Origin of the sequence: Algoriella sp. (assembly GCF_036647415.1) — a bacterium.
Classification (GTDB): Bacteria; Bacteroidota; Bacteroidia; order Flavobacteriales; family Weeksellaceae; genus Empedobacter.
On sequence record NZ_JAVXKG010000002.1, the window covers coordinates 87,196 to 108,374 of the forward strand.

The 21,179-nt window shown below is 29.2% G+C and carries 23 protein-coding genes and 1 tRNA gene; 15 read left to right on the plus strand and 9 right to left on the minus strand.

Annotated elements, in window-relative coordinates:
• Positions 1–9: 9 nt before the first annotated feature.
• Positions 10–609, minus strand: a complete 600-nt coding sequence (locus RSC72_RS01325) for an HD domain-containing protein (protein ID WP_332543431.1) — start codon at positions 607–609, stop codon at positions 10–12.
• Positions 610–767: 158 nt separating this feature from the next.
• On the opposite strand from RSC72_RS01325, the gene RSC72_RS01330 reads away from it, so the two are divergent.
• The 9 genes from RSC72_RS01330 (at position 768) to RSC72_RS01370 (ending at position 8,731) form a co-directional block, all read left to right on the plus strand.
• Positions 768–1,295, plus strand: coding sequence for a 30S ribosomal protein S16 (locus RSC72_RS01330; protein ID WP_332543430.1), 528 nt, complete (start codon positions 768–770; stop codon positions 1,293–1,295).
• A 23-nt stretch (positions 1,296–1,318) separates the two neighbouring features.
• Entirely contained in the window at positions 1,319–1,843 is a 525-nt protein-coding gene (gene rimM, locus RSC72_RS01335) for a ribosome maturation factor RimM (RefSeq protein WP_332543429.1), read from the plus strand.
• A 61-nt stretch (positions 1,844–1,904) separates the two neighbouring features.
• On the plus strand, positions 1,905–2,321 hold the full coding sequence (locus RSC72_RS01340; protein ID WP_332543427.1) for a tetratricopeptide repeat protein: 417 nt from the start codon (positions 1,905–1,907) through the stop codon (positions 2,319–2,321).
• 118 nt (positions 2,322–2,439) lie between these two features.
• Complete coding sequence (locus tag RSC72_RS01345) at positions 2,440–4,122, plus strand: glutamine--tRNA ligase/YqeY domain fusion protein (protein WP_332543426.1); 1,683 nt, start codon at positions 2,440–2,442, stop codon at positions 4,120–4,122.
• A gap of 83 nt (positions 4,123–4,205) precedes the next feature.
• Positions 4,206–4,661: a hypothetical protein gene (locus RSC72_RS01350; RefSeq protein ID WP_332543425.1), complete on the plus strand. Its 456-nt coding sequence runs from the start codon at positions 4,206–4,208 to the stop codon at positions 4,659–4,661.
• Positions 4,639–5,340, plus strand: a complete 702-nt coding sequence (radC, locus tag RSC72_RS01355; RefSeq protein WP_332543463.1) for a RadC family protein — start codon at positions 4,639–4,641, stop codon at positions 5,338–5,340. The genes RSC72_RS01350 and radC overlap by 23 nt, the downstream gene beginning before the upstream one ends.
• Positions 5,341–5,476: 136 nt before the next feature.
• Complete coding sequence (locus RSC72_RS01360; RefSeq protein ID WP_332543423.1) at positions 5,477–6,610, plus strand: polysaccharide deacetylase family protein; 1,134 nt, start codon at positions 5,477–5,479, stop codon at positions 6,608–6,610.
• Positions 6,603–7,472, plus strand: a complete 870-nt coding sequence (locus RSC72_RS01365) for a hypothetical protein (RefSeq protein WP_332543422.1) — start codon at positions 6,603–6,605, stop codon at positions 7,470–7,472. Before RSC72_RS01360 ends, RSC72_RS01365 begins: the two co-directional genes overlap by 8 nt.
• Positions 7,469–8,731, plus strand: a complete 1,263-nt coding sequence (locus RSC72_RS01370) for a protein O-mannosyl-transferase family (RefSeq protein WP_332543419.1) — start codon at positions 7,469–7,471, stop codon at positions 8,729–8,731. The genes RSC72_RS01365 and RSC72_RS01370 overlap by 4 nt, the downstream gene beginning before the upstream one ends.
• 1 nt (position 8,732) lies before the next feature.
• Here the strand turns inward: RSC72_RS01370 and RSC72_RS01375 are convergent, their stop codons facing one another.
• Genes RSC72_RS01375 through RSC72_RS01390 form a run of 4 tightly spaced genes read right to left on the minus strand, consistent with a single transcriptional unit; the run spans position 8,733 to position 14,216 of the window.
• On the minus strand, positions 8,733–9,977 hold the full coding sequence (locus RSC72_RS01375; RefSeq protein WP_332543418.1) for a lipopolysaccharide biosynthesis protein: 1,245 nt from the start codon (positions 9,975–9,977) through the stop codon (positions 8,733–8,735).
• The gene (locus RSC72_RS01380) at positions 9,974–11,101 is read right to left on the minus strand and encodes a glycosyltransferase family 4 protein (RefSeq protein WP_332543417.1); all 1,128 of its coding nucleotides are present in this window, start codon (positions 11,099–11,101) and stop codon (positions 9,974–9,976) included. Before RSC72_RS01380 ends, RSC72_RS01375 begins: the two co-directional genes overlap by 4 nt.
• Positions 11,091–12,959: an asparagine synthase (glutamine-hydrolyzing) gene (gene asnB / locus RSC72_RS01385; protein WP_332543416.1), complete on the minus strand. Its 1,869-nt coding sequence runs from the start codon at positions 12,957–12,959 to the stop codon at positions 11,091–11,093. The genes RSC72_RS01380 and asnB overlap by 11 nt, the downstream gene beginning before the upstream one ends.
• 6 nt (positions 12,960–12,965) lie before the next feature.
• Positions 12,966–14,216: a lipopolysaccharide biosynthesis protein gene (locus tag RSC72_RS01390; RefSeq protein WP_332543414.1), complete on the minus strand. Its 1,251-nt coding sequence runs from the start codon at positions 14,214–14,216 to the stop codon at positions 12,966–12,968.
• 51 nt (positions 14,217–14,267) lie between these two features.
• On the opposite strand from RSC72_RS01390, the gene RSC72_RS01395 reads away from it, so the two are divergent.
• From RSC72_RS01395 to RSC72_RS01410, 4 genes are all read left to right on the plus strand, one after another.
• A complete protein-coding gene (locus tag RSC72_RS01395; protein WP_332543413.1) occupies positions 14,268–14,963 on the plus strand; it encodes a YjjG family noncanonical pyrimidine nucleotidase in 696 nt (231 codons plus the stop codon).
• Positions 14,964–15,036: 73 nt separating this feature from the next.
• A complete protein-coding gene (locus tag RSC72_RS01400) occupies positions 15,037–15,486 on the plus strand; it encodes a lipocalin family protein (protein WP_332543411.1) in 450 nt (149 codons plus the stop codon).
• A 75-nt stretch (positions 15,487–15,561) separates the two neighbouring features.
• Positions 15,562–16,158, plus strand: coding sequence for an LURP-one-related family protein (locus RSC72_RS01405; protein ID WP_332543409.1), 597 nt, complete (start codon positions 15,562–15,564; stop codon positions 16,156–16,158).
• 85 nt (positions 16,159–16,243) lie between these two features.
• Positions 16,244–16,317 (plus strand) — tRNA-Arg (locus RSC72_RS01410).
• A gap of 42 nt (positions 16,318–16,359) precedes the next feature.
• Here the strand turns inward: RSC72_RS01410 and RSC72_RS01415 are convergent.
• The 4 genes from RSC72_RS01415 to hisS form a co-directional block, all read right to left on the minus strand.
• On the minus strand, positions 16,360–16,800 hold the full coding sequence (locus RSC72_RS01415) for a hypothetical protein (protein ID WP_332543408.1): 441 nt from the start codon (positions 16,798–16,800) through the stop codon (positions 16,360–16,362).
• Positions 16,801–16,802: 2 nt separating this feature from the next.
• Entirely contained in the window at positions 16,803–17,027 is a 225-nt protein-coding gene (locus tag RSC72_RS01420) for a hypothetical protein (protein WP_332543407.1), read from the minus strand.
• Positions 17,028–17,104: 77 nt separating this feature from the next.
• Positions 17,105–18,025, minus strand: a complete 921-nt coding sequence (locus tag RSC72_RS01425) for a PfkB family carbohydrate kinase (protein ID WP_332543406.1) — start codon at positions 18,023–18,025, stop codon at positions 17,105–17,107.
• Positions 18,026–18,163: 138 nt separating this feature from the next.
• Positions 18,164–19,534 carry a histidine--tRNA ligase gene (hisS, locus tag RSC72_RS01430; RefSeq protein WP_332543405.1) on the minus strand — a complete coding sequence of 457 codons (1,371 nt, stop codon included), beginning with the start codon at positions 19,532–19,534 and terminating at the stop codon, positions 18,164–18,166.
• 266 nt (positions 19,535–19,800) lie between these two features.
• Here hisS and recF point away from each other — a divergent pair, with 266 nt between their 5' ends.
• Together recF and RSC72_RS01440 are read left to right on the plus strand one after the other, a co-directional pair.
• A complete protein-coding gene (gene recF / locus RSC72_RS01435) occupies positions 19,801–20,880 on the plus strand; it encodes a DNA replication/repair protein RecF (protein WP_332543403.1) in 1,080 nt (359 codons plus the stop codon).
• Positions 20,877–21,179 (plus strand): DUF721 domain-containing protein, encoded by a 303-nt coding sequence (locus tag RSC72_RS01440; RefSeq protein ID WP_332543401.1) that lies wholly within the window; start codon positions 20,877–20,879, stop codon positions 21,177–21,179. The genes recF and RSC72_RS01440 overlap by 4 nt, the downstream gene beginning before the upstream one ends.

The window sequence follows — 21,179 nt, forward strand, 5'->3', positions numbered from 1 at the left end:
GTTACAATTTTATCTCACTTCACTATAAAATTCTTCGATAAAATTTTCCATATATTTATTTCTACTTTCTGCAATTTGTTTTGCTGTTTCGGTATTCATCAAATCTTTTAATTTGAATAATTTATCATAAAAATGTTGTACACTCGATGCGTCTTTAGAATTGTCATATGGATTGTACAAAATATTTCCTACACTACCACCATAAGCAAAACAACGCGCGATACCAACAGCACCAATTGCATCTAAACGGTCGGCGTCTTGCACAATTTTAGCTTCTATAGTTGTTGGCGTATTTCCTTTGCTAAATGAAACTTGTGAAACAATTTCTAAAACTTTATTAATTGTATCATTTTCAACCTGGATTGATTGTAAAAACGCTGTAATTAATTCTTCTGATTTATCCACACCATCATGCAATTTATAATCGCCAATATCATGCGTCCAAGCAGCTAATTCTACCAAAAAAGAATCTGCATTTTCAGTTTCTAAAATTTTTTTCGCATTAACCACAACACGCTCTATATGAAAGTAATCGTGACCAGTTCCTTCGTCTAAAAATGTTTTTTTGATGTATGCCTGTGTTAAAGTAAGTATTTCTTGTTTGTCCATTTTATTCTAAAAATTATGTCTAAAAATACATTAGAAAATCAATTCTACTGAATAAATTGTTGAATAATAATTTAAAAATATTTTTTTGAATAAAAATATGTATCTTTGCACCTCAAATTGTAAAACGGGACGAGTTCCCATAATTAATTAGTTATACTATGGCTACAAAAATTAGATTACAAAGACATGGTCGTAAAGGAAAACCATTCTTTCACATCGTAGTTGCTGACTCAAGAGCAAGACGTGATGGTCGTTTCATCGAAAAATTAGGTACTTACAACCCAATTACTAATCCTGCAACAATCGAATTAAATGTTGATTCTTCTGTTGAATGGTTATTAAAAGGAGCACAACCTACAGATACGGCTAAAGCTTTATTATCTTACAAAGGTGCTTTCATGAAGAAACACTTATTAGGAGGTGTTGCAAAAGGAGCATTTACTCAAGAAGAAGCTGACAAACGTTACGCTGCTTGGTTAGAAGCTAAAGATGCTAAAATTCAAGCTAAAAAAGACGGTTTAACTTCAAACGCTGCTGCTGATAAAGCTGCTGCATTAGAAGCTGAAAAAGCTGTTAACGCTGCACGTGTAAAAGCTGCTCAAGAAGTTGAAGCTGCTGCACAAGCTGAAGAAACTACTGTTGAAGAAACAGAAGGTACAACTGAAGAAGTTGCTACAGAAGAATAATTTTTAAGTTCAGAAAGAATCCAATGACAAAAAATGATTGCTACTATTTAGGTAAAGTTACTAAGAGACATGGTTTCAAAGGTAATTTAATCATTCACTTGGATACAGACGAACCAGAATTATACAATACTTTGGAAGCAGTGTTCATCGAGCAAGATGGTACACTGGTTCCATTTTTTTTCGAAACTGCACAGCCTTATCAAGGCACAAAATTATTAGTAAAGTTTGAAGATGTTGACAACGAAGACGTAGATCGTTTAGTTAATCGCGAACTTTATTTACCCCTAAAAACATTACCAGAACTTACTGGAACAGCATTTTACTATCACGAAGTTATTGGATTTACGATTTATGATCAATCAAATACCGAAGTTGGTGTAATAAATTCTGTTAATGATTCTGCTGCACAAGCTTATTTTGAAGTTGAAGCACAAGGAAAACAAATCTTAATTCCGATGATTGACGAATGGATTTTGGAAGTTAACCGCGAAGAAAAAGCGATGTTAATTAACATACCAGACGGATTATTGGAGATTTATTTGGGATAGCTATTAACTCTAAGTGACAATTTAATTTTTTTGTTTATTTTTATACATAAAGATATTAACAATGAAAATTATATTTTGCTTACTAATTTCAATCTTATCTTATTCTCAAGAAATCAAAATAAATAATGATTCTATTAATTTAGAGAATGGTACTGAAGCACATTTTAAAGAAAATAATTTTGAAAAAGCGGAAAGTATATTTAATCAGATTTTAAATAGTAACGATAAGAATCCTGATGCTTATTTTAGAAGGGGTAGATTATATTTCTCATGGAAAAAATATAAAAAAGCTATTAACGATTTTGAAAAATCTATTAAATATAATTATTCTGATTTGTCAAAATCATATTCAATGATAGGAATGTCAAAAATGTTACTAAGTAATGATCCTCGAAGTTTATGTAAAGATTTCAAAAAGGCCATTAAATATGACCAAACTCTTACCGAATTTAATTTTTATAAAGATTTTTGTAAATAATTCACTTTAAATTATATAAATTTTCAAAATAAAAAAACTAAATCTTCTTCTCTATTAAATTTTCAATAACTTTTTTATTGTCAATTTTGTACCTTTGCAAACTCAATCGTAATTAAAAATGGAAGAAGAAAAAAAATCATTGAATTTTATCGAGCAAATCATTGAAGATGATTTAGCGAACGGGATGCCAAAAGAAAACTTACGTTTTCGTTTCCCTCCAGAACCAAATGGTTATTTGCACATCGGGCACGCAAAAGCAATCTGCTTAAACTTCGGTTTAGGACAGAAATACAACGCGCCTGTAAACTTACGTTTTGACGACACAAATCCTGACAAAGAAGAGCAAGAATTCGTAGATTCTATTCGCGAAGATGTGAAATGGTTAGGTTTTGAATGGACGGAAGAACGTTATGCTTCTGATTATTTCCAGCAGCTTTACGATTGGGCTGTACTATTAATCAAAGAAGGAAAAGCATATATTGATGATCAATCTTCTGAAGTAATAAATGAACAACGTAAAACTCCTTTTGAACCAGGAATTGACTCTCCTTTCAGAAATCGTTCTGTTGAAGAAAATTTAGAAATCTTCGAACGTATGAAAGCTGGAGAATTTGAAGAAGGAACACATGTTTTACGTGCAAAAATTGACATGACTTCTCCTAACATGAACATGCGCGACCCTGTTATGTATCGCATCTTGAAGCGTCCACATCACAGAACTGGTGATACATGGAAAATGTATCCGATGTACGACTGGACACATGGAGAATCAGATTATATAGAAGGTATTTCACATTCTTTATGTTCATTAGAATTCAAAAATCACCGTGATTTGTACGAATGGTACGTAAATAATGTATCCTTAGACGGACAAGATCAAAAACCAAAACAACGTGAATTTGCTCGTGGTAATGTATCATACATGATTACAAGTAAACGTAAATTGATGAAATTGGTACAAGAAGGTATTGTTACAGGATGGGATGATCCACGTATGCCAACCATTTCTGGTTTACGCCGTCGCGGATATACAGCAGAATCTATCAAAAATTTCTGGAATGTTGCTGGTATTGCAAAACGTGATAACGTATTGGATATTTCTTTGTTAGAATTCTCTGTTCGTGATCATTTAAACAAAATTGCACCACGTGTTTTTGCCGTTATTGATCCTGTAAAAGTAATTATTGAGAATTATCCAGATAATCAAGTTGAAGAACTAGAAATCGAAAATAATCCAGAAGACGAAACAGCTGGTACTCGAATTGTTCCATTTACACGTGAAATTTATATCGAGCGTGAAGATTTCATGGAAGAAGCGCCTAAAAAATTCTTCCGATTATCATTAGGAAATGAAGTTCGTTTGAAAGGTGCATATTTTATAAAAGCAGAACGTGTAGAAAAAGATGCTGAAGGAAATATTACAACAATTTATGCTACTTATGATCCTGAAACAAAGTCTGGAAGCGGAACAGAAGCTTCTAAGCGTAAAGTAAAAGGAACATTACATTGGGTTTCTGCAACAGAAAATATTCCTGTAGAAGTTCGCGAATATGATCGTTTATTTACAGTAGAATCTCCAGATGCAGAGAAAGATGTTGACTTTTTACAATTTGTAAATAAAGATTCTTTAACTGTTAAAAATGGTTTTGCAGAGCCAGCGCTAAAAGAAGCGAAAGTAGAAGATAAATTTCAATTTCAACGCATTGGTTATTTTGCTTTGGACAAAGATTCTACAACAGAAAAATTAGTTTTTAATAGAACTGTTACCCTAAAAGATGCATGGGTAAAAGCAAATAAATAAAAAAATATATCTTATTGAATACCAAGCTCGAACATTTTGTTCGAGCTTTTTTATTATCTTTAAAACAAATTCTAAAAGCCACAATGAAAAAAAATATTTGCTACATATTATTTACAAGTATTATATTATTTACCAACTGTAAAAGCGTAAAATCAACAACAGATAAAGACACGGAAAACAAGCAGCAGAATAAAACTTTAGTTGGACGATGGAAATTAGTTAAATTATCTGGAGGAATTACAGGAAAAGAACAGAATCCACCAATGGGACAAGTACAATTAATAGAATTTACACCTACCGAAATGATTTTGATGATTAACGGTAAAGAAATTTCTAGAAATAGCTATACAATAGGCAAAGGAAAAAGCATACATAGTATAAATGATCGTGAAATGATTTTTCTAAACTCAAATACAAGAGCTGAAATGAGTTATAATTTATTAAGCGATAAACTAATCATTAGCGAAGAATCTCATGATGGTTTTAACAAATATTTTGAACGAATAGGAAAAAATGATGACGGATTACTTAGAGAGTAAAAACTCCATCAAAAACTGGAATGAAGATGATCGCCCACGTGAAAAATTAGCACTAAAAGGACGTTCATCACTTTCTGACGCAGAATTATTAGCCATCATAATGGGAAGTGGAAATCGTGATGAATCGGCTGTGGAGTTAGCCAAACGCATCTTAAATTCTGCGAATAATAACTGGAACGAATTAGCCAAATTTACAATTCAAGATTTATCAAAATTTAAAGGTGTTGGCGAAGCAAAAGCAATTTCAATCATCACAGCGTTAGAAATTGGACGAAGAAGAAATTCACAAGAAATTTTAGAGCGTAAAAAAATCGCATCAAGTCGCGAAGCTGCAATCATTTTACAACAACAAATCGGTGATTTACCAAATGAAGAATTTTGGGTAATGTTTCTCAATCAAGGAAATAAAATTATCAAAACAGAGCAAATTTCACGTGGTGGAATCACTCAAACTTCTGTTGATGTTCGCGTTATTTTCAAACGAAGTTTAGAGTTAATGGCGACTGCTATTATCTTGTCACACAATCATCCTTCTGGTAATTTAAAACCAAGTGAAGCGGATATTAATATTACAAAAAAAATAAAAGAAGGCGCTACTTTATTAGACATTCAAGTAATTGATCACATCATTGTAACACAAAAAGAATATTACTCTTTTGCGGATGAAGGTTTGATCTAAAAAAATAGTACTTTTAAGCTTTATAGAAAATTAAATTTTGAGCCAATCTATCTTATTATTCACAGAAAAAATAACCAATCGAATAAATTACATTTTCGATTTTATTTTATGTGATTTTTCTGGAATTGACTACAAAATGACTACAGATTTTAACGAATTTCTTCAATCAAATTTACCGAAAATCAATTTTTCAAATCATTTTTTTGACAATGAAATTAATTTTAATGTGGATGAAATTTTGTTAGAAATTGACATTAATAAAAATATAAATTATTATACATTAAATGAAATAGGAAAATGTTTTTATTGGCTTTCTCGTTACGAAGAATACATTTCTCCTAAAGATTTATTTGATGAACATAATCGCTTTTTAGGTTCTGATTTAGATTATTCACAACCAATTGTTGATTTAATTTGCATCGAAATTCAAAAAAAAATAAGCAAAAAATATCCAGAATTAAATTTTAGACAACGTATTTTTAAACAAATCAATACGCATGACGTAGATTATGCATGGAAATATTTACATCATTCTCCTAAAATAAAATTTGGTTCACTTTTTAAGAAACTTGTAAAAGGTAATTTTAAAGAATTTCAAAATCAAATCAAGATTTTAAATCATAAAGAAAAAGATCCATACAATACGTATGATTATTTAAAACATCTTGCAGAAAAACATCAAATTGGAACCATTTTTTTCTGGCTATTGGGCGATTATTCTACGTTTGATAAAAATCATGATTGGAAAAATAAAGCACAACAAAAACTAATCAAAGAAATTTCTACTTGGGCAAAAGTTGGAATTCATCCTTCTTATAAATCTAATAACAACAACACGTTATTAACAACAGAAATAAATCGTTTACAGACAATTACAAATTCTGAAGTAAAATTATCTCGTCAACATTTTATAAAATTGCATTTACCAACCACTTATCAACAATTGTTGATAAACCAAATTTTAGAAGATTATACCATGGGATTTGCAAACCGATTGGGCTTTAGAGCAGGAACTTCTACTCCTTATAAATGGTTTGACTTATCTACAAACCAACAAACATTGTTAACAATATATCCATTTGTTGCAATGGATGTTACGTTAAAAAACTACTTAAAATCAACACCTGAATTGGCCATCTCAGAATTAAAAAGCTTGAAACAAACAATTAAAAACGTAAACGGAACGTTTATAACATTATTCCATCAATCAAACTTTAGCGGAGAATGGTTAGAATGGCGAACAGTTTACGAAAGCATTTTTAATGATTAAGCGAATAACACGAAAAAAACTTGATGTAGAAAAATATACGAATTGCCTAAATACTGCTACAAACTACAGAATTTATGCAGAATATTGGTATTTGGATGCATTAGTTGGTGACAATTGGGATTGTTATATTTTGAACGATTATGAAGCTATAATGCCTTTACCTTACACCAAAAAATTTGGTGTAAAATTCATCACACAACCTATTTATTGTCAACAATTAGGTGTATTTCATAATCAAAATTTTTCGAGAAATAACTTTCAAAAATTTGAAAAAAAATTACATCGAAATTTAGTTAGAGGTTATTCTTTTAATGAAGAAAATACAGAGATGTATGAACCGAAGGGAACTTCAAAAGTTAATCAAATTTTAAAATTAAACACTGATTATCAATCATTTTTCAGTAAACTACGAAAAAATAGAAAACAAGAAATAAAAATCGGTCTACCAGACGATTATAAGATTATTGAGAATAAACATGGTTTAAATTTTATTGAATTATTAGAAAATAATTATAAAAATATAGAAAAAGATCTACAAATAAATAAGCTAAAAAAATTAGTAAACAGACTTCAAAAAAATGAAAAATCAATTACAATATCAATATTAGTTAATGAGAAAACTATTGGTAGCTCATTCTATATATTTTCTAATCAAAGAATTATTCAACTATGTAATGCAAAAGACAATAATACAAAGTTGAATACAAATACATTTATTGTAGATTTTATTATCAAAAAAAATCTACAAAGTGAATTGATTCTTGACTTTGAAGGTTCTAGTTTAAAAGGTGTAAATGAATTTAATACAAGTTTTAGAGCTGAAACAAAGTTTTTTACTGTTTATAAGAATCTCAAATTATGAAAAAATATATTCCATCTATTTTCGTCTCTATATTTTTCTTAATTATTTACAGACTGGGAAGTTTCAGTAAAATTCCTTTTGGAGATTCTGCTGGTAAAATAATAGATATTGAAAACAATGAATTTAATTTAGAAACATATTCTATCACCCATTTTTTATATCAAAACTTCACTGTTCTTATTTATAAAATATTTCCTTTTATAGATGCGATAGAAATTGGTCGATGGATAAATATTATTTCAGCATTACTCGTTTTATTCATCTTATTCAAAACCATCTATAAAACAACAGAAAACAATTGGATTGCATTTATAACCACAATTGTATTTGGATTTAGTTTTACATTTTGGAAAAATACAGAAAACGTAGAAGTCTATACATTTAGCTTAATTTGGATCGTTTCCTATTGCTATTTTGCCATATCATATCTAAAAACAAAAGAAATAAACTCTTTATTATTTGCTGGTATTATATTAGGAATCAGCTTTTTTAGTCATATACAAGGTGTTTTACTTTTACCTTCGTATTTTTTTCTATGTTTTTTTAATTCTCAGAAAAAGGAAAAAACATTTTTAACTTTAATACCTATTTTATTTCTAGGATTGCTCTACATATATCCTATTATTAATCAAGAATCTATAAAAAATGTTTTATCATCATCTTCACAAAGTTGGATATCTAATACGTTTAAAAAAACTAGTTCAGATTATTTAAAAGATGGTGTAAAAGCCATTGGTTATCTCATCTATAATTTTTGGTTTTTTAATTTATTTATTCTTTTTATACCTTTCAAACAGTTTTTTAAGAACACGATATTAATATTTTTAACACTTATCGGAATCCCTGTTTTTTGTTTTTCAACTGTGTACGCAGTGAGTGATAACTATGTTTTCTTTTTAAATTTCAACTTAAGTTATTGCATTCTTTTAGCAATTGGTTTACAGTATTTTATTTCGTCAAAACCTAATTTGAAATACATTATTTCTTTTATCATTTTTGCTACTCCTTTTAATTATTATTTCGCTAAAGAAATTGCACTGAAAACCAAAAAAGGGCAAGAGTTTCATCAAGAAAAAGCTTATAAAGATGGTTTAAATTACTATCTATTGCCTTGGATGAATAACAATAAAGGAATTGTGGAAGTAACTATTCAAAATAAAAAAACAGAAGAAGACATTGAATGGATGAAAGAATCTGCACGAAAAATAATTAAAAATAGAGCAAATAAATTATCGAAAGATGAATTAAATAATCTCTAAATTATAATTTTCTCAAATAAGAATAAAACACAAAAAAAGCTAAAATTCCAGAGAATGTAAATGTAATTGCTAAACCAACTGCAGCACCTTCTAAATGATATTTTGGAATTAACAACATATCTGAAATTATTAATACAACAATAGATAATGCAGAAATAATACTATTCCATTTTGCATAACCTATCACCGAAAATAAATTAAGGTAGAGTACCCTAAACCATAAAGCTAAAACAACTGCACAAGCCGATATAAAAAAAATTTCATCTCCTTTTATATATACTTTCGAGAAAAATAATTGAAGTATAAATTCTTTTAGAAAATAGCTTCCAATCAAAATTGCGCAACCAATTGGTATAAAAATTCGGTAATAATTTTTGAGATAAAATTTCAAATAGTTTTTATCTTTTGAATGTTTAATTAATTTCGGGAAGTCAGTTTGTATTAAAATTGTTGGTAAAAAAATAAGGTTTAAAGGCAACAAAATAGCTACTTTATACAACGCAATATCCTTTTCTGTCATAAAATAAGCAATCATTGCAATATCAATTGCAAATAAAAGTTCTGAAGAAAAATAAGCAAAAGACTCTAATCTACCATAACTCCACATGGCTTTAAAATCATATTTTTTAGTTAAAATTGATTGCTGAAAATGATACGTTTTCAGATAAATAAAACTTAAAAAAGGACCTATTGCTAACGAAATAACATAGCCCAAAGCACCGTAAAAATAAGTCAAAACAAATGTAATAATCAACCCAACTACATTTGTAATATTATTAATTTCTGCAAATTTTTTATTATTTCCTTTGATTCTAAAATCAATCGTAATATGTGTTAAAAAATAATAACCAAATAATCTTATTGTGAAGAAAAATATAATCCAAAATAAATGTTCAAATTTGAGTGTATAAATAAAACAAACGCAAACAAATAAAACCGAAACTATAAGCTGATTCATTAATCCTTTCCAGAATAAATGTTGTCCTAATTGGTTTTTATCATCTACACTATCTAACTCCGAACCATATTTCATAAACATTTGTAATGATCCTATTCCATTCCACGGAGTAAAAAAAGAAAGAACTGATGCAATCAAAGTAATTCGTCCAAACTCCTCTTGATCAATCATTTTAACGATAAAAATCGTATTGATTAACATTGCAAATTTTGATAAAAAAATAGAAATAAAAACATTCAATCCATTATTTTGCAGAAACTGTTTTATGAATGTATAAAATTCTTTCATTTCAAAATCTGTTTATAAATTTCGTCAAAATCATTCGCTATTTTTTGCATCGAAAAGTTTTCTTTTGCAAAAAGTTGAATTTCATTTTTTGATTTAAAGTCTACCTTATTTTCTAAAATGTTTTTTAAAGATTGATACAATTCTTCTTCATTTTCTGATGTTATAATTTGTCCAAAACCTATTGGAAAAACCTCACTAATCCCACCAACATCTGATGCTAAAACAGGTAATCCACATGCAAATGATTCAATCTGTACACATGGTTGATTTTCAAAACGACTAAATAAAATAAAGATATTTGCTTCATTCATTTTTACAGCCACTTCTTCTTGAGATAAAACTCCAAAGAGGATTAATTTATCTGTAAAATCAGAGCTTTTTTTATAACTATAAAAGGGACTTAAATCTCCATTTCCACCAATATGTAATTCAAAAATGTACTTATTTTTCCATAATCGTTCTGCTACGTTCAAAATTCCATCACAATTTTTTTGAAACGTTAAATTAGAAATATGTAGAAATTTGGGAATCTTGTTTTCGGTATTTTCTTTTGAATTAAAAATATCAAAATCGATAACGTTTCTAATTGTTTTAGTTCGTTGTATTAATCCTAAATTGCGCATTGCATTTCCCAAATTATCAGAAACTGGTAATAAATAACTTGAATTATCTACAATTTTTTTCATCAAAAATAACTTTACAAAAGGTATATGCGCCGGATCTTGTGGTAAAAAACCTGTCCAATGTTCTGTTATTACATACGGAATTTTCTTTACCAATTTCAAATACAACGCAACAAAACCTACTGGGTACGTTACATTTACATGGATTAAATCAAACTTTGGATAAGAATTAATTTCTTTAAGATATAATTTAAATTTTGTCCATTGATTCTGAATTTTATTTTTATTTGGAAAATAAATTCGAATAATTTTTAAATCATCGATTTGTTCTTCCTCTTTTTTTATTTTAGAAATTCCGTCCAAACTAACCACATAAATTACGGTAACATGATGTATTAACGCAACAGATTTGGCGTGGCGCTCTATAAAATCTCCATCAAAAAGACTTTTATCAGATGGAAACCAACTTGCTAAAAATAATATGTTGCGTTTAGTCTTCATTTCTTAAAAAATAAATTGTCGAAATCATCAACCATTTTTTTGCTGGATTATTGATCCAATTTTTATATTCGTCTCCAAAATAAGTTGTCAACTCAGGAAAATCTTGTTCTAAATTTACATCTTTCAACCAATTTTTTACTGGCATAGAAAACCCTTTTTTTGGCATAAATAATACATCTTTTGATAAAATATTATGTACATTTTTTCTCAAAAAAGGTTTGTTATTTTCTTTTGTCAAACCTTTATCTAAATTAGTACAATTAAAATATTTTTGCACAAACTGATGATCCAAATAAGGAAAACGCATTTCCGTTTCAAACTTCATTGATGGTTGATCCGAATGAAAAGAATGATGTGAACTGATGTAATAATAAAAATCTAAATATGATATTTTTTTAAGCAATGGAAGCGATTCAAACGTAGCATTATTTTGCTTTACTTGCTCCATCAAAACTGAAATTGGATGTTCCCAATTATCACTATTATACTGCTTAAAAAGTAGTTTAATTTCTTTCCAACTTGCGAAACTTCTCTTCACAAATGGGGAAGTTTCCAAACCAAATGTTGTTATTTCTTCGTATTTATTTCGTTTGCTTCCTTTCAATAAATAATTGAATGATTTAAATAAAAACGGTTCTATTTTTTGTAATTTCTTTGCTTGAGAATAATAGCCATAACCATAAAATAATTCGTCTAAACCCAACGCGTTTTGTAAAACTATATATTTATTTTCATGTGCTTTTTTCGCTAAAAAATAAGCGGGTTCCGGCGAAGAGTTTGGTTCTTCTTCTGCTAAACAATATTCTTTAATGGTTTGTAAATTAACATTATTATCAATTTCAAAAGCCAATAAATTTAGATTTGAGGCTTTCGCATTACTCTTTGCAAATTCTAACTCATTTTGTTCCTCAACCTGATTGTTATAAATTGTTATAGCATCAATATCTATTTTTAGTTGATCAAATTGATACGCCAACAGACCAGAATCTAATCCTCCACTCAGCATTACAGCTTGTTTTACATCAGAAATAGCAGCCAATTCCACCACTTCTTTTATATCGTTAAGAAACTCATTTTTATCAATTTCTCGATCATCTGGCTCATAATTTAATATCCAATAAATTTCTTTTTCGCACGTAAAATTCGTCAAATTGACCGTTAATTTAGTTGCGGCTTCTAAAGATTTTATTTGCTGATAAACCGTATTGGGCGCAAAACTGGTATTAAGATAATAGGTGTATGCTAAGTGCTTAAAATCAATTTCTTTTTTTACAAAATCTGTTGCAAAAATTCCTTTTATTTCTGATGAAAAGATAAATTTTTCTTCATCTAAAAAATAATAAAAAGGTTTTATTCCAAATCGATCTCGCCAAACTTTAAGCTCATTTGTTGAATAGTTTACAAGCGTTATAACAAACATTCCACGAAGATGATGGATAAAATCATCTCCTAATTTCAAATACAATTGAAAGACAACTTCCGAATCAGAATCGGATATAAATGTTATATCTGCTAAGAAATTTTCTCTTAATTCTTTGTAATTATAAATTTCACCGTTAAATAAAAATGCAGTCTGTGAATCATTATCATAAAATGGTTGCATACCGTTATCTGATAAATCAATAATAGAAAGCCGATTAAATCCTATCCAATTATTAGATACTATTTCTGTTGAATTTTGAAGTTCTATTTGCGTCTTTTGACTTGAAAGTTGACTCGAAAATAAATGAAAATCATTCGCTATAAAACTTGCATGAACTGTATTATTTGGTCCACGATGTTTTATTGATTCTAAGGAGTTTATTATTGATAAATCATACAATTTATTCTTCGAAAATATCCCAGAAATTCCACACATTTATTTTTAACTTTTATAACGTTTTAGTTCTCTCATCACGAAGTAAAGTTGAACCAAATAACCTATTCCTGCAAAGAAAGAATATAGGGATAACGTTAAAAGTATATTTTTATTTAAACCTCCTATTACGCAAGTCAAAATCGTGATAAAAACCAAGTAAATGTTAAAGTATAAAGCATAATGATTTTTCTTGATGACAACGACAATTTGTTGAATAGGATTGAGCGCTGAACGACACAAAATCCAAAAAGAAAGAATCCAAGTCATGATGTGCAAACCTTTCCAATCTGGACCAAGAATCCATTCGAGAATAAAAATTCCAACAAAATTCATTACCAATAAAAAAACCGCAATTGCACCAACATTGTACAAAATGACTTTTTTGGATAAATCGTATAATTGATGTGCGCGATGATCAATCATTCCAGCAGATTTCTGAAAAAATACTTTCGACATCGAATTTGATAATAAAACCAATGGAACAACCAAAACTTTTGAGGCGTTACCAAAAAATCCGGCATCTTCTTTTGTAAAATAAAACAACATCAATATTGTCATCAAATTATTCGCAATTGCATTCAATGATTCAGATGGAAGTGTATATTTTATGATTTCTTTATTTTGGGAAATGGTTTGTTTCGCTAAACCAAAATCTATTGTTGTAAATCTATTTTTAGTAATAGAAAAATAATAAGCACAAGATAAAACTGTTCCGAAAATTGTTCCGTAAATCAACCCAGTTTCTTTGTAGCCCATTGCGTAAAATACGAATTGAAAAAGAACAGAAAACAGTGCATTTATAACAAAACCAGTCGAAATACTTTTGAAGAATTTATACTTTGTGAACAATGAATTTTGAATATTATTCCAAGCTGTAAATAATCCCGCAATACAACTTAAGAAAACAATAAATAATGATGTTTTTAAAGAAAAAATTTGTTCTACAACTGCGTAACCTAAAAAGAAAACTACCGTAACAATAGTACTTAATAACAAAAGTGTTGTAAATAAATTTCGTATTGCTTTTGATGATTTAGAAAGAACAAAAATATTTTCTAATCGTAATGTCGTCAAAATAGATAAAATCGCCACAAAACCAAGAAATCCGTTATATATTCCCGAAGCATCAGGACCATATAATCTCGCCAAAGCCAATCCTCCAATCAACATGATGACTTGGGCAATTGTATTACCTGCCAACAGAGATAGAACACCTTTGGCATTCTTTGTCTTAAATTTTTCTAACCTCGTTTTCAATGGATGAATTCTTAATCAACAAATCTACATAAAATCCTTAGCTTTGCGTTTATGAACACAATAAAACACGTTTTTTTCGACTTAGATAATACACTTTGGGATTTCCGAAAAAATGCAAAATTTGCATTAGAAAAGCTGTATATAAAATATGATGTAGAGAGTAGATATGGGTTTACTTTTGATGAGTTTCACCCACATTACCATGAAAGCAATGAAGGTCTTTGGGCATTAATTCGTGATAAAAAAATTACAAAAGAAGAATTACGCGCACGTCGTTTTAAAGAAGCTTTTGATAATCTTGGAATCAATAATGATGAATTAGCAAAAATTTTTGAGGACGAATACATAGAAACGATTACCAATTACAATGAAGTGGTAGATGGCGCAATGGAACTATTGGATTATTTGAAACCAAATTACAAATTACACATCATCACAAATGGTTTTATAGAAGTTTCTAAACGTAAAATAGAATCTTCAGATCTTAACGGTTATTTTGATACTGTAACTTATGCAGACGAAATAGAAATTCTAAAACCAGATCCTCGTATTTATGATTTAGCTATGGAAAAATCTGGCGCTAAAAAAAATGAATCGATCTATATTGGCGACGATTGGATTGCTGATGCTGTTGGCGCAAATGCGTATGGAATGTCGGCTATTTTCTTTGATCGTTTAGATGATAATTTCGAGATGGAGAATGTTCCTACAATTAAACATTTAGATGAAGTAAGGAATTATTTATAAAACTTAAGTATTTAAAAATGGTTTGTTAATTTTTTAATATTTATTTTCACCAGCAACTTAAAAAATGATACCTATGAAAAATTTTATTTTACCAAGCATTCTTGCTTTTGGTCTACTATTTAGCTGTAATAACGATGACGATTCATCTATAGACAATGCAAATATTGTTGGTACTTGGAAATTCGTAAAATACCAAACCCAATATTCTAAAGACAATAAAATAGTAGATGAAGATATTGCCGATGATTGTAGTTCTAAAGATAATTATACTTTTAATAAAGATAATTCTTATTTAGCTGTTGGTTTTGATTACATCAATGGAAATTGTATACAAGATTGGACAGTAAAAGCTATATATACTATTACAGGAAATAAGATTAAAATAGAATATGCCCCTAATGATATTGCAGAAGGAGAAATTAGCAAACTAACCAAAAACGAATTAATTTTAAAATCTGATTATGGTGAAGATCTTGATGGAGATGGTAAAAACGAAATTGATATTTTAATATTAAAAAGATAAATTTTAAAGACTCAGAAATTCTGAGTCTTTTTTTATGTCTGAAATTAATCTACTTTTGATTTATATAAAAATAATATGAATTTTAACAACCTAAAATTTCCATTTGACATCAAATTTCATGTCGCAACATTCTCTAACGATTTTTCTGTTTCAGATGCAAACAGTCAACCTATATTTTATGTACGAGAAAAAATGTTTTCGTGGCGCGATGTAATTAAGGTGTACAGTGATTCATCTAAAAAAGAAGAATTATTTCAGTTAAAATCAAATAAATTAATCGATTTTCAGCAAACATTTTCTATTGCTGATGCAAACGGAAATCTAATTGGAAAAGCGCGTCGAAAAACGTTTAAATCGTTTTGGACAGCAACTTTCCATATTCATGACGCAAATGACAATCATCTTTATACAATAAAAGAACGTAGCGGATTTACACGTATGATGGATGGTTTGATTGGTGAAATTCCTGTACTTGGTTTTTTCTCTGGTTATATTTTTAATCCAAAATATGTATTAACCGATAATTCTGGAAAAGAATACATGGAAGCCTCAAAAGAACCTTCATTTTTCGGACGAAAATTTAAACTAAATCAATTCAATTCTTCCGAAGATGATTCACTTTTTGTTTTGAGTTTTATGATGATGCTAATTAGCGACAGAAATAGAGGTTAAAAAAAAATAGAAAAATAGTTGCAAATCTATAAATAGTCATTATATTTGCAGTCCAAAATAAGAACAACAGTTTATTATTAGGAATGGCCGAGTGGCGCAACTGAATAGCGCACCTGATTACGGCTCAGGAGGTTACAGGTTTGAATCCTGTCTCGGTCACAAAAGTAAAAAGCTCATCTAAATAGATGAGCTTTTTTTATTTTATACGATTTCATTACTTCCGATTGGTGTAATTTGTTTTGGCTTTGTGGAAAAGAAAAAGAAACAATTAATAAACCACGTCATCCAAAATAGATAAAATCCGAAGTGAAAAGACTTCTTCATCAATCGGTGTGAAGTTTCTGTAAAATCATAATATGTATAATAAAAACCTGCAACACCAATCAAAATAAATAGAATCGGTAAAATAGAACGTTTAAATTTTGACTGCTTTTTATGTTGAGAAAAACTTAGAATTCCGAAAATAATTAGTTGAATAATAAACATAACCAAAGCAGTTTGCCACCACGATTTGAAAATTATGTATTCGTTATAAATAAGTGTAATTCCTACTTTTCCGATAAACGACATTTTAGAAATTAAAATTCCTGATAACAATGATAAAATTGCCAAAACGAGTAATGTTATAAGTCTGTTTTTCATTTTTAATTATAAATTAAATAAACTATTCCAAAAATTAAACCACAAAGCATTGGTATTCCTACAAGAAAATTGTAAAAATCATTTGATCCAGATTCAGAATCTATAAATTCATTATATTTTAATGATGAGTTAAAAATCTTAAAAATAGCAAATCTTACAGAAGCGCCTAAAATTAAACCAACAAACTCAAATACGATCCAAGCTAATATTTCAAGAATAATCTGCATATAAATAATTACAATCTAATATAAAACAAAAAAGCCTTGCAAATGCAAGGCTTAAACTATTTTGAACAATCAAATTCTTATAAAGTGATTGAAAAATCCATTAATTTTTTAAATTCTTTCAAACGTTCTGCTAAACCATCACGTGTTAAAGCTTGTAAAGATTCTGTTCCAAATTTTTCGCATGTTACAGAAGCTAAAGCTGAACCGTAAACGATAGCACGTTTCATATTATCAAAAGAAAAATCGTTTGTTTTAGCTAAATATCCAGAGAAACCTCCAGCAAATGTATCTCCTGCTCCTGTCGGATCAAATACATCTTCTAATGGTAAAGCTGGTGCAAAAAATACATCTTCTCCTTGAAATAATAAAGCGCCGTGTTCACCTTTTTTGATGATAACCGTTTTTGGTCCTAACGTCATGATTTTTTTAGCCGCTTTCACTAAGCTATATTCACCTGACATTTGGCGTGCTTCTTCGTCATTAATAGAAATAACATCAACATCTTTGATTACATCCATCAAATCGTCCCAAGCAATATCCATCCAAAAGTTCATTGTATCTAAGATAACCAAACTTGGACGTTTATCTAATTGTGTTAAAACTCCTTTTTGTACCAATGGATGTAAGTTTCCTAACATTAAAACTTCTGGAGATTTGTAATTTTGAGGAACAACTGGGTTGAAAGTTTCTAAAACATTCAATTCTGTTACCAATGTATCACGAGTATTCAAATCGTTGTGATATCTTCCTTCCCAAAAGAAAGTTTTTCCTTCTTTTACGATTTCTAAACCATCTAAATTAATTCCTTTCGAAGTTAATAAATCAATGTATTCTTGTGGAAAATCTCCTCCAACAACCGAAACGATTGCAGTATCAACGCCTAATAAAGAAGACGCCATACCGATATATGTAGCGGCACCACCTAAGATTTTATCTGTTTTCCCGAAAGGAGATTCCAATTTATCAAAGGCTACAGTACCTACTGTTAATAAACTCATTTTTATAATCTTAATTAAATAGTTTGCAAATATATAGAATTGACTTGAATTAAGGCATATACCTATTTATTATTTTATACTTATTCGTTTTATAACTTCTTGTATATTAAAAAAATAGGTTTCGATTATTCCGAATATTTATAAAGAGTTAGCTAAATCAGCAAAAGCAACTTCGGTTTGTTCGCCCGTCGTCATATCCTTCACAGTAGCTTTTTGCTCAGAAATTTCTTTCTCTCCCAATAAAATTACTTTCTTAATTCCTTTTTTATCAGCATATCCCATTTGCTTTTTCATTTTTGCATCATCTGGATAAACCTCTGTATTTATACCTTGTTGACGTAATTGTTTTACCAATTTCATCGCTTGTGCAGCTTCAGTCGTTCCAAAATTTATGAATAATGCTTGGATATTTGTCGAATCTTCTATTGCAGGAAATAAATTATTTTCTTCTAAAACCAAATATGTACGATCTAATCCGAAAGAAATTCCAACTCCTGAAATTCCAGGCATTCCAAAAATTCCAGTTAAATCGTCATAACGACCGCCACCACCAATAGATGATAAAAATTCGCCAATTTTAGCTTTTACTTCAAAAATTGCTCCTGTGTAATAATCAAGACCGCGAGCTAAAGTTAAATTTAAGATTAAATCTGCCGATTGTAAGCCAATATTCGTTGTGTTTTCGAAAACAAATTCTAATTCTTCGATTCCTTTCAAACCAATTTCAGACGTTTTTAAAATTTCTTTTAATTGTGCAAATTGTGTTTTATAATCTCCATTCATTTGGAATAAAGGCGATAAAATTTCGATAGCAGATTCCGAAATTCCTTTTCCACGCATTTCTTCTTTCACCGCTTCTTCTCCAATTTTATCCAACTTATCCAAAGCCACAGTAAAATCAATCAATTGAGCCGAAATATCTGCAACTTCTGCTAAACCTGATAAAATTTTACGGTTGTTGATATGAATTTCAACTGGCGTTTTTAAATCCGTAAAAACAGAATCATATAATTGTACAAAATCAACTTCTTGCAACAAAGAATCCGAACCTACAACATCTGCATCACACTGAAAAAATTCACGAAAACGACCTTTTTGAGGACGATCTGCACGCCAAACAGGTTGAATTTGGTAACGCTTGAAAGGAAAAGTAATCTCATTTTGATGTTGCACCACGTAACGTGCAAAAGGCACTGTTAAATCGTAACGCAATGCTTTTTCTGAGATTTTAGAAATTACTTTTTGACTTTCTTTATTTTGCAATAAAGTTTCGTCAACCTTTGCTAAATAATCACCAGAATTTAAAATTTTGAAGATTAAACGATCTCCTTCTTCTCCATATTTACCTGTTAAAGTCGATAAATTTTCGAATGATGGTGTTTCGATTGGAGAAAATCCGAATAAAACGAATTGCTTCTTTATCGTATTGATAATATATTGACGACGATTCACTTCTAAAGGTGAGAAATCTCTTGTTCCTTTTGGAATCGATGGTTTTTGAATTGCCATTTTCTTTAATCTTTCAATTTAAGATACAAAAATACATCATTTTGATTTTATCCCAACATTTTAAAAATAAATCATTGTTTTCTATATTATTTATCCATAAATCATATCAAAATTGAAACTAATTTCAATTCTTCGACAGGCTCAGAATGACAAAATAGAATTTACAACGTGTAATTCTATTTCAGAAAAATAAACACGATTTGACAAGCTGAATTTATTTCAGCTTCGCATTCTATTCTCAATTAATTATATCGTAATTTCGTAGCATGTATTTGAAAGAACTTAAAGCGCGACAATTCAAGAATTTTGATGAAAATAATTTCGAATTTTCACCTAAAATAAATGCTTTTGTGGGACAAAATGGAAAAGGAAAAACCAATGTTTTGGACGCTATTCATTATTTAGCTTTAAGTAAATCGTATCTTAATCATTCGGATGCGATGAATATTCAATTTGATTGTGATTATTTTACGCTAGAAGGTACTTTTGATCGAAATGAATCTGATGATGTTATTTTTTGTTTGGTGCGCACAAGTCAACCCAAACAATTAAAACGAAATTCTAAATCTTATGATCGTATTTCTGATCATATTGGACAATATCCTTTGGTTATGATTTCGCCTTATGATAGCGATTTGATAAAAGAAGGAAGCGAAGTTCGTCGTAAATTTTTGGATAATATTATTTCACAATCTAACAAACATTATTTGGCAGATTTAATGCGTTACAACAAAGTGCTAATGCAACGAAATGCATTACTAAAATATTTTGTTGCAAATAATACTTTCGAGGCAAGTTCTTTAGAAATTTATGATGAAGAATTGATTTTTTTAGGAAAAAAAATTCATGAAGTTAGAAAAGAATTTATTGCTACATTTTTAGAAGCTTTCTTAAAATATTACAACGAAATTTCGGAAGGAAGAGAAAAAGTAAACATAGAATATGTTTCGCAATTGAATGACGCAGATTTTGAAACTGTTTTGAAAAATGCATTGTACAAAGATCGCTCTGCGCAATATTCTACAGCCGGAATTCATAAAGATGATTTATTATTTACAATTTCTAATTATCCAATCAAAAAATTTGGATCTCAAGGTCAGCAAAAATCCTATTTGATTGCGTTGAAATTAGCGCAATTAGATGTGATTAAAAATTCTTTGAATATTACACCTTTGTTATTATTGGATGATATTTTTGATAAATTGGATGAACATCGCGTCACGCAATTAATTAAATTAGTGAACGAGGAACGCTTTGGTCAAATTTTTATTACTGATACACATCCTGATCGAACAGAACAAATCATCAAACAAATAAATTCTGAAAGTAAAGTTTTCCGTTTATGAAAAAGTATGAAAAACGAAGCAATCAACAAACACTTGGTCAAGCTTTAGAACATTTTATTAAACAAAATGGAAAAGAAGAATTGATTTGGGAAGTGAAAGCTGAAGAGGCTTGGCATAAAGTTATGGGCAAGTTTTTTGAAAAATATACCGATAGAATTGAAGTCAGACAACGTGTTTTATATGTCAAAATCAATTCTCCTGCGATGCGTCAAGAATTGATGATGGGAAAATCTAAAATCATTGCAAACATCAACGAAGAGCTTAGAAAAGAGTTTTTAATTGAAGTGAAAATTTATTAA

Excerpts from the sequence above, each read along its gene's own strand:
- RSC72_RS01440 (WP_332543401.1), top strand. The coding sequence starts at position 20,877 with ATGAAAAAGTATGAAAAACGAAGCAATCAACAAACACTTGGTCAAGCT.
- RSC72_RS01330 (WP_332543430.1), top strand. The coding sequence starts at position 768 with ATGGCTACAAAAATTAGATTACAAAGACATGGTCGTAAAGGAAAACCA.
- RSC72_RS01370 (WP_332543419.1), top strand. The coding sequence starts at position 7,469 with ATGAAAAAATATATTCCATCTATTTTCGTCTCTATATTTTTCTTAATT.
- RSC72_RS01345 (WP_332543426.1), top strand. The coding sequence starts at position 2,440 with ATGGAAGAAGAAAAAAAATCATTGAATTTTATCGAGCAAATCATTGAA.
- rimM (WP_332543429.1), top strand. The coding sequence starts at position 1,319 with ATGACAAAAAATGATTGCTACTATTTAGGTAAAGTTACTAAGAGACAT.
- RSC72_RS01420 (WP_332543407.1), bottom strand. The coding sequence starts at position 17,027 with ATGCAGATTATTCTTGAAATATTAGCTTGGATCGTATTTGAGTTTGTT.
- RSC72_RS01365 (WP_332543422.1), top strand. The coding sequence starts at position 6,603 with ATGATTAAGCGAATAACACGAAAAAAACTTGATGTAGAAAAATATACG.
- hisS (WP_332543405.1), bottom strand. The coding sequence starts at position 19,534 with ATGGCAATTCAAAAACCATCGATTCCAAAAGGAACAAGAGATTTCTCA.
- asnB (WP_332543416.1), bottom strand. The coding sequence starts at position 12,959 with ATGTGTGGAATTTCTGGGATATTTTCGAAGAATAAATTGTATGATTTA.
- RSC72_RS01340 (WP_332543427.1), top strand. The coding sequence starts at position 1,905 with ATGAAAATTATATTTTGCTTACTAATTTCAATCTTATCTTATTCTCAA.
- RSC72_RS01415 (WP_332543408.1), bottom strand. The coding sequence starts at position 16,800 with ATGAAAAACAGACTTATAACATTACTCGTTTTGGCAATTTTATCATTG.
- RSC72_RS01375 (WP_332543418.1), bottom strand. The coding sequence starts at position 9,977 with ATGAAAGAATTTTATACATTCATAAAACAGTTTCTGCAAAATAATGGA.
- RSC72_RS01350 (WP_332543425.1), top strand. The coding sequence starts at position 4,206 with ATGAAAAAAAATATTTGCTACATATTATTTACAAGTATTATATTATTT.
- RSC72_RS01425 (WP_332543406.1), bottom strand. The coding sequence starts at position 18,025 with ATGAGTTTATTAACAGTAGGTACTGTAGCCTTTGATAAATTGGAATCT.
- RSC72_RS01395 (WP_332543413.1), top strand. The coding sequence starts at position 14,268 with ATGAACACAATAAAACACGTTTTTTTCGACTTAGATAATACACTTTGG.
- RSC72_RS01380 (WP_332543417.1), bottom strand. The coding sequence starts at position 11,101 with ATGAAGACTAAACGCAACATATTATTTTTAGCAAGTTGGTTTCCATCT.
- RSC72_RS01405 (WP_332543409.1), top strand. The coding sequence starts at position 15,562 with ATGAATTTTAACAACCTAAAATTTCCATTTGACATCAAATTTCATGTC.
- RSC72_RS01360 (WP_332543423.1), top strand. The coding sequence starts at position 5,477 with ATGACTACAGATTTTAACGAATTTCTTCAATCAAATTTACCGAAAATC.
- RSC72_RS01400 (WP_332543411.1), top strand. The coding sequence starts at position 15,037 with ATGAAAAATTTTATTTTACCAAGCATTCTTGCTTTTGGTCTACTATTT.
- RSC72_RS01325 (WP_332543431.1), bottom strand. The coding sequence starts at position 609 with ATGGACAAACAAGAAATACTTACTTTAACACAGGCATACATCAAAAAA.
- recF (WP_332543403.1), top strand. The coding sequence starts at position 19,801 with ATGTATTTGAAAGAACTTAAAGCGCGACAATTCAAGAATTTTGATGAA.
- radC (WP_332543463.1), top strand. The coding sequence starts at position 4,639 with ATGACGGATTACTTAGAGAGTAAAAACTCCATCAAAAACTGGAATGAA.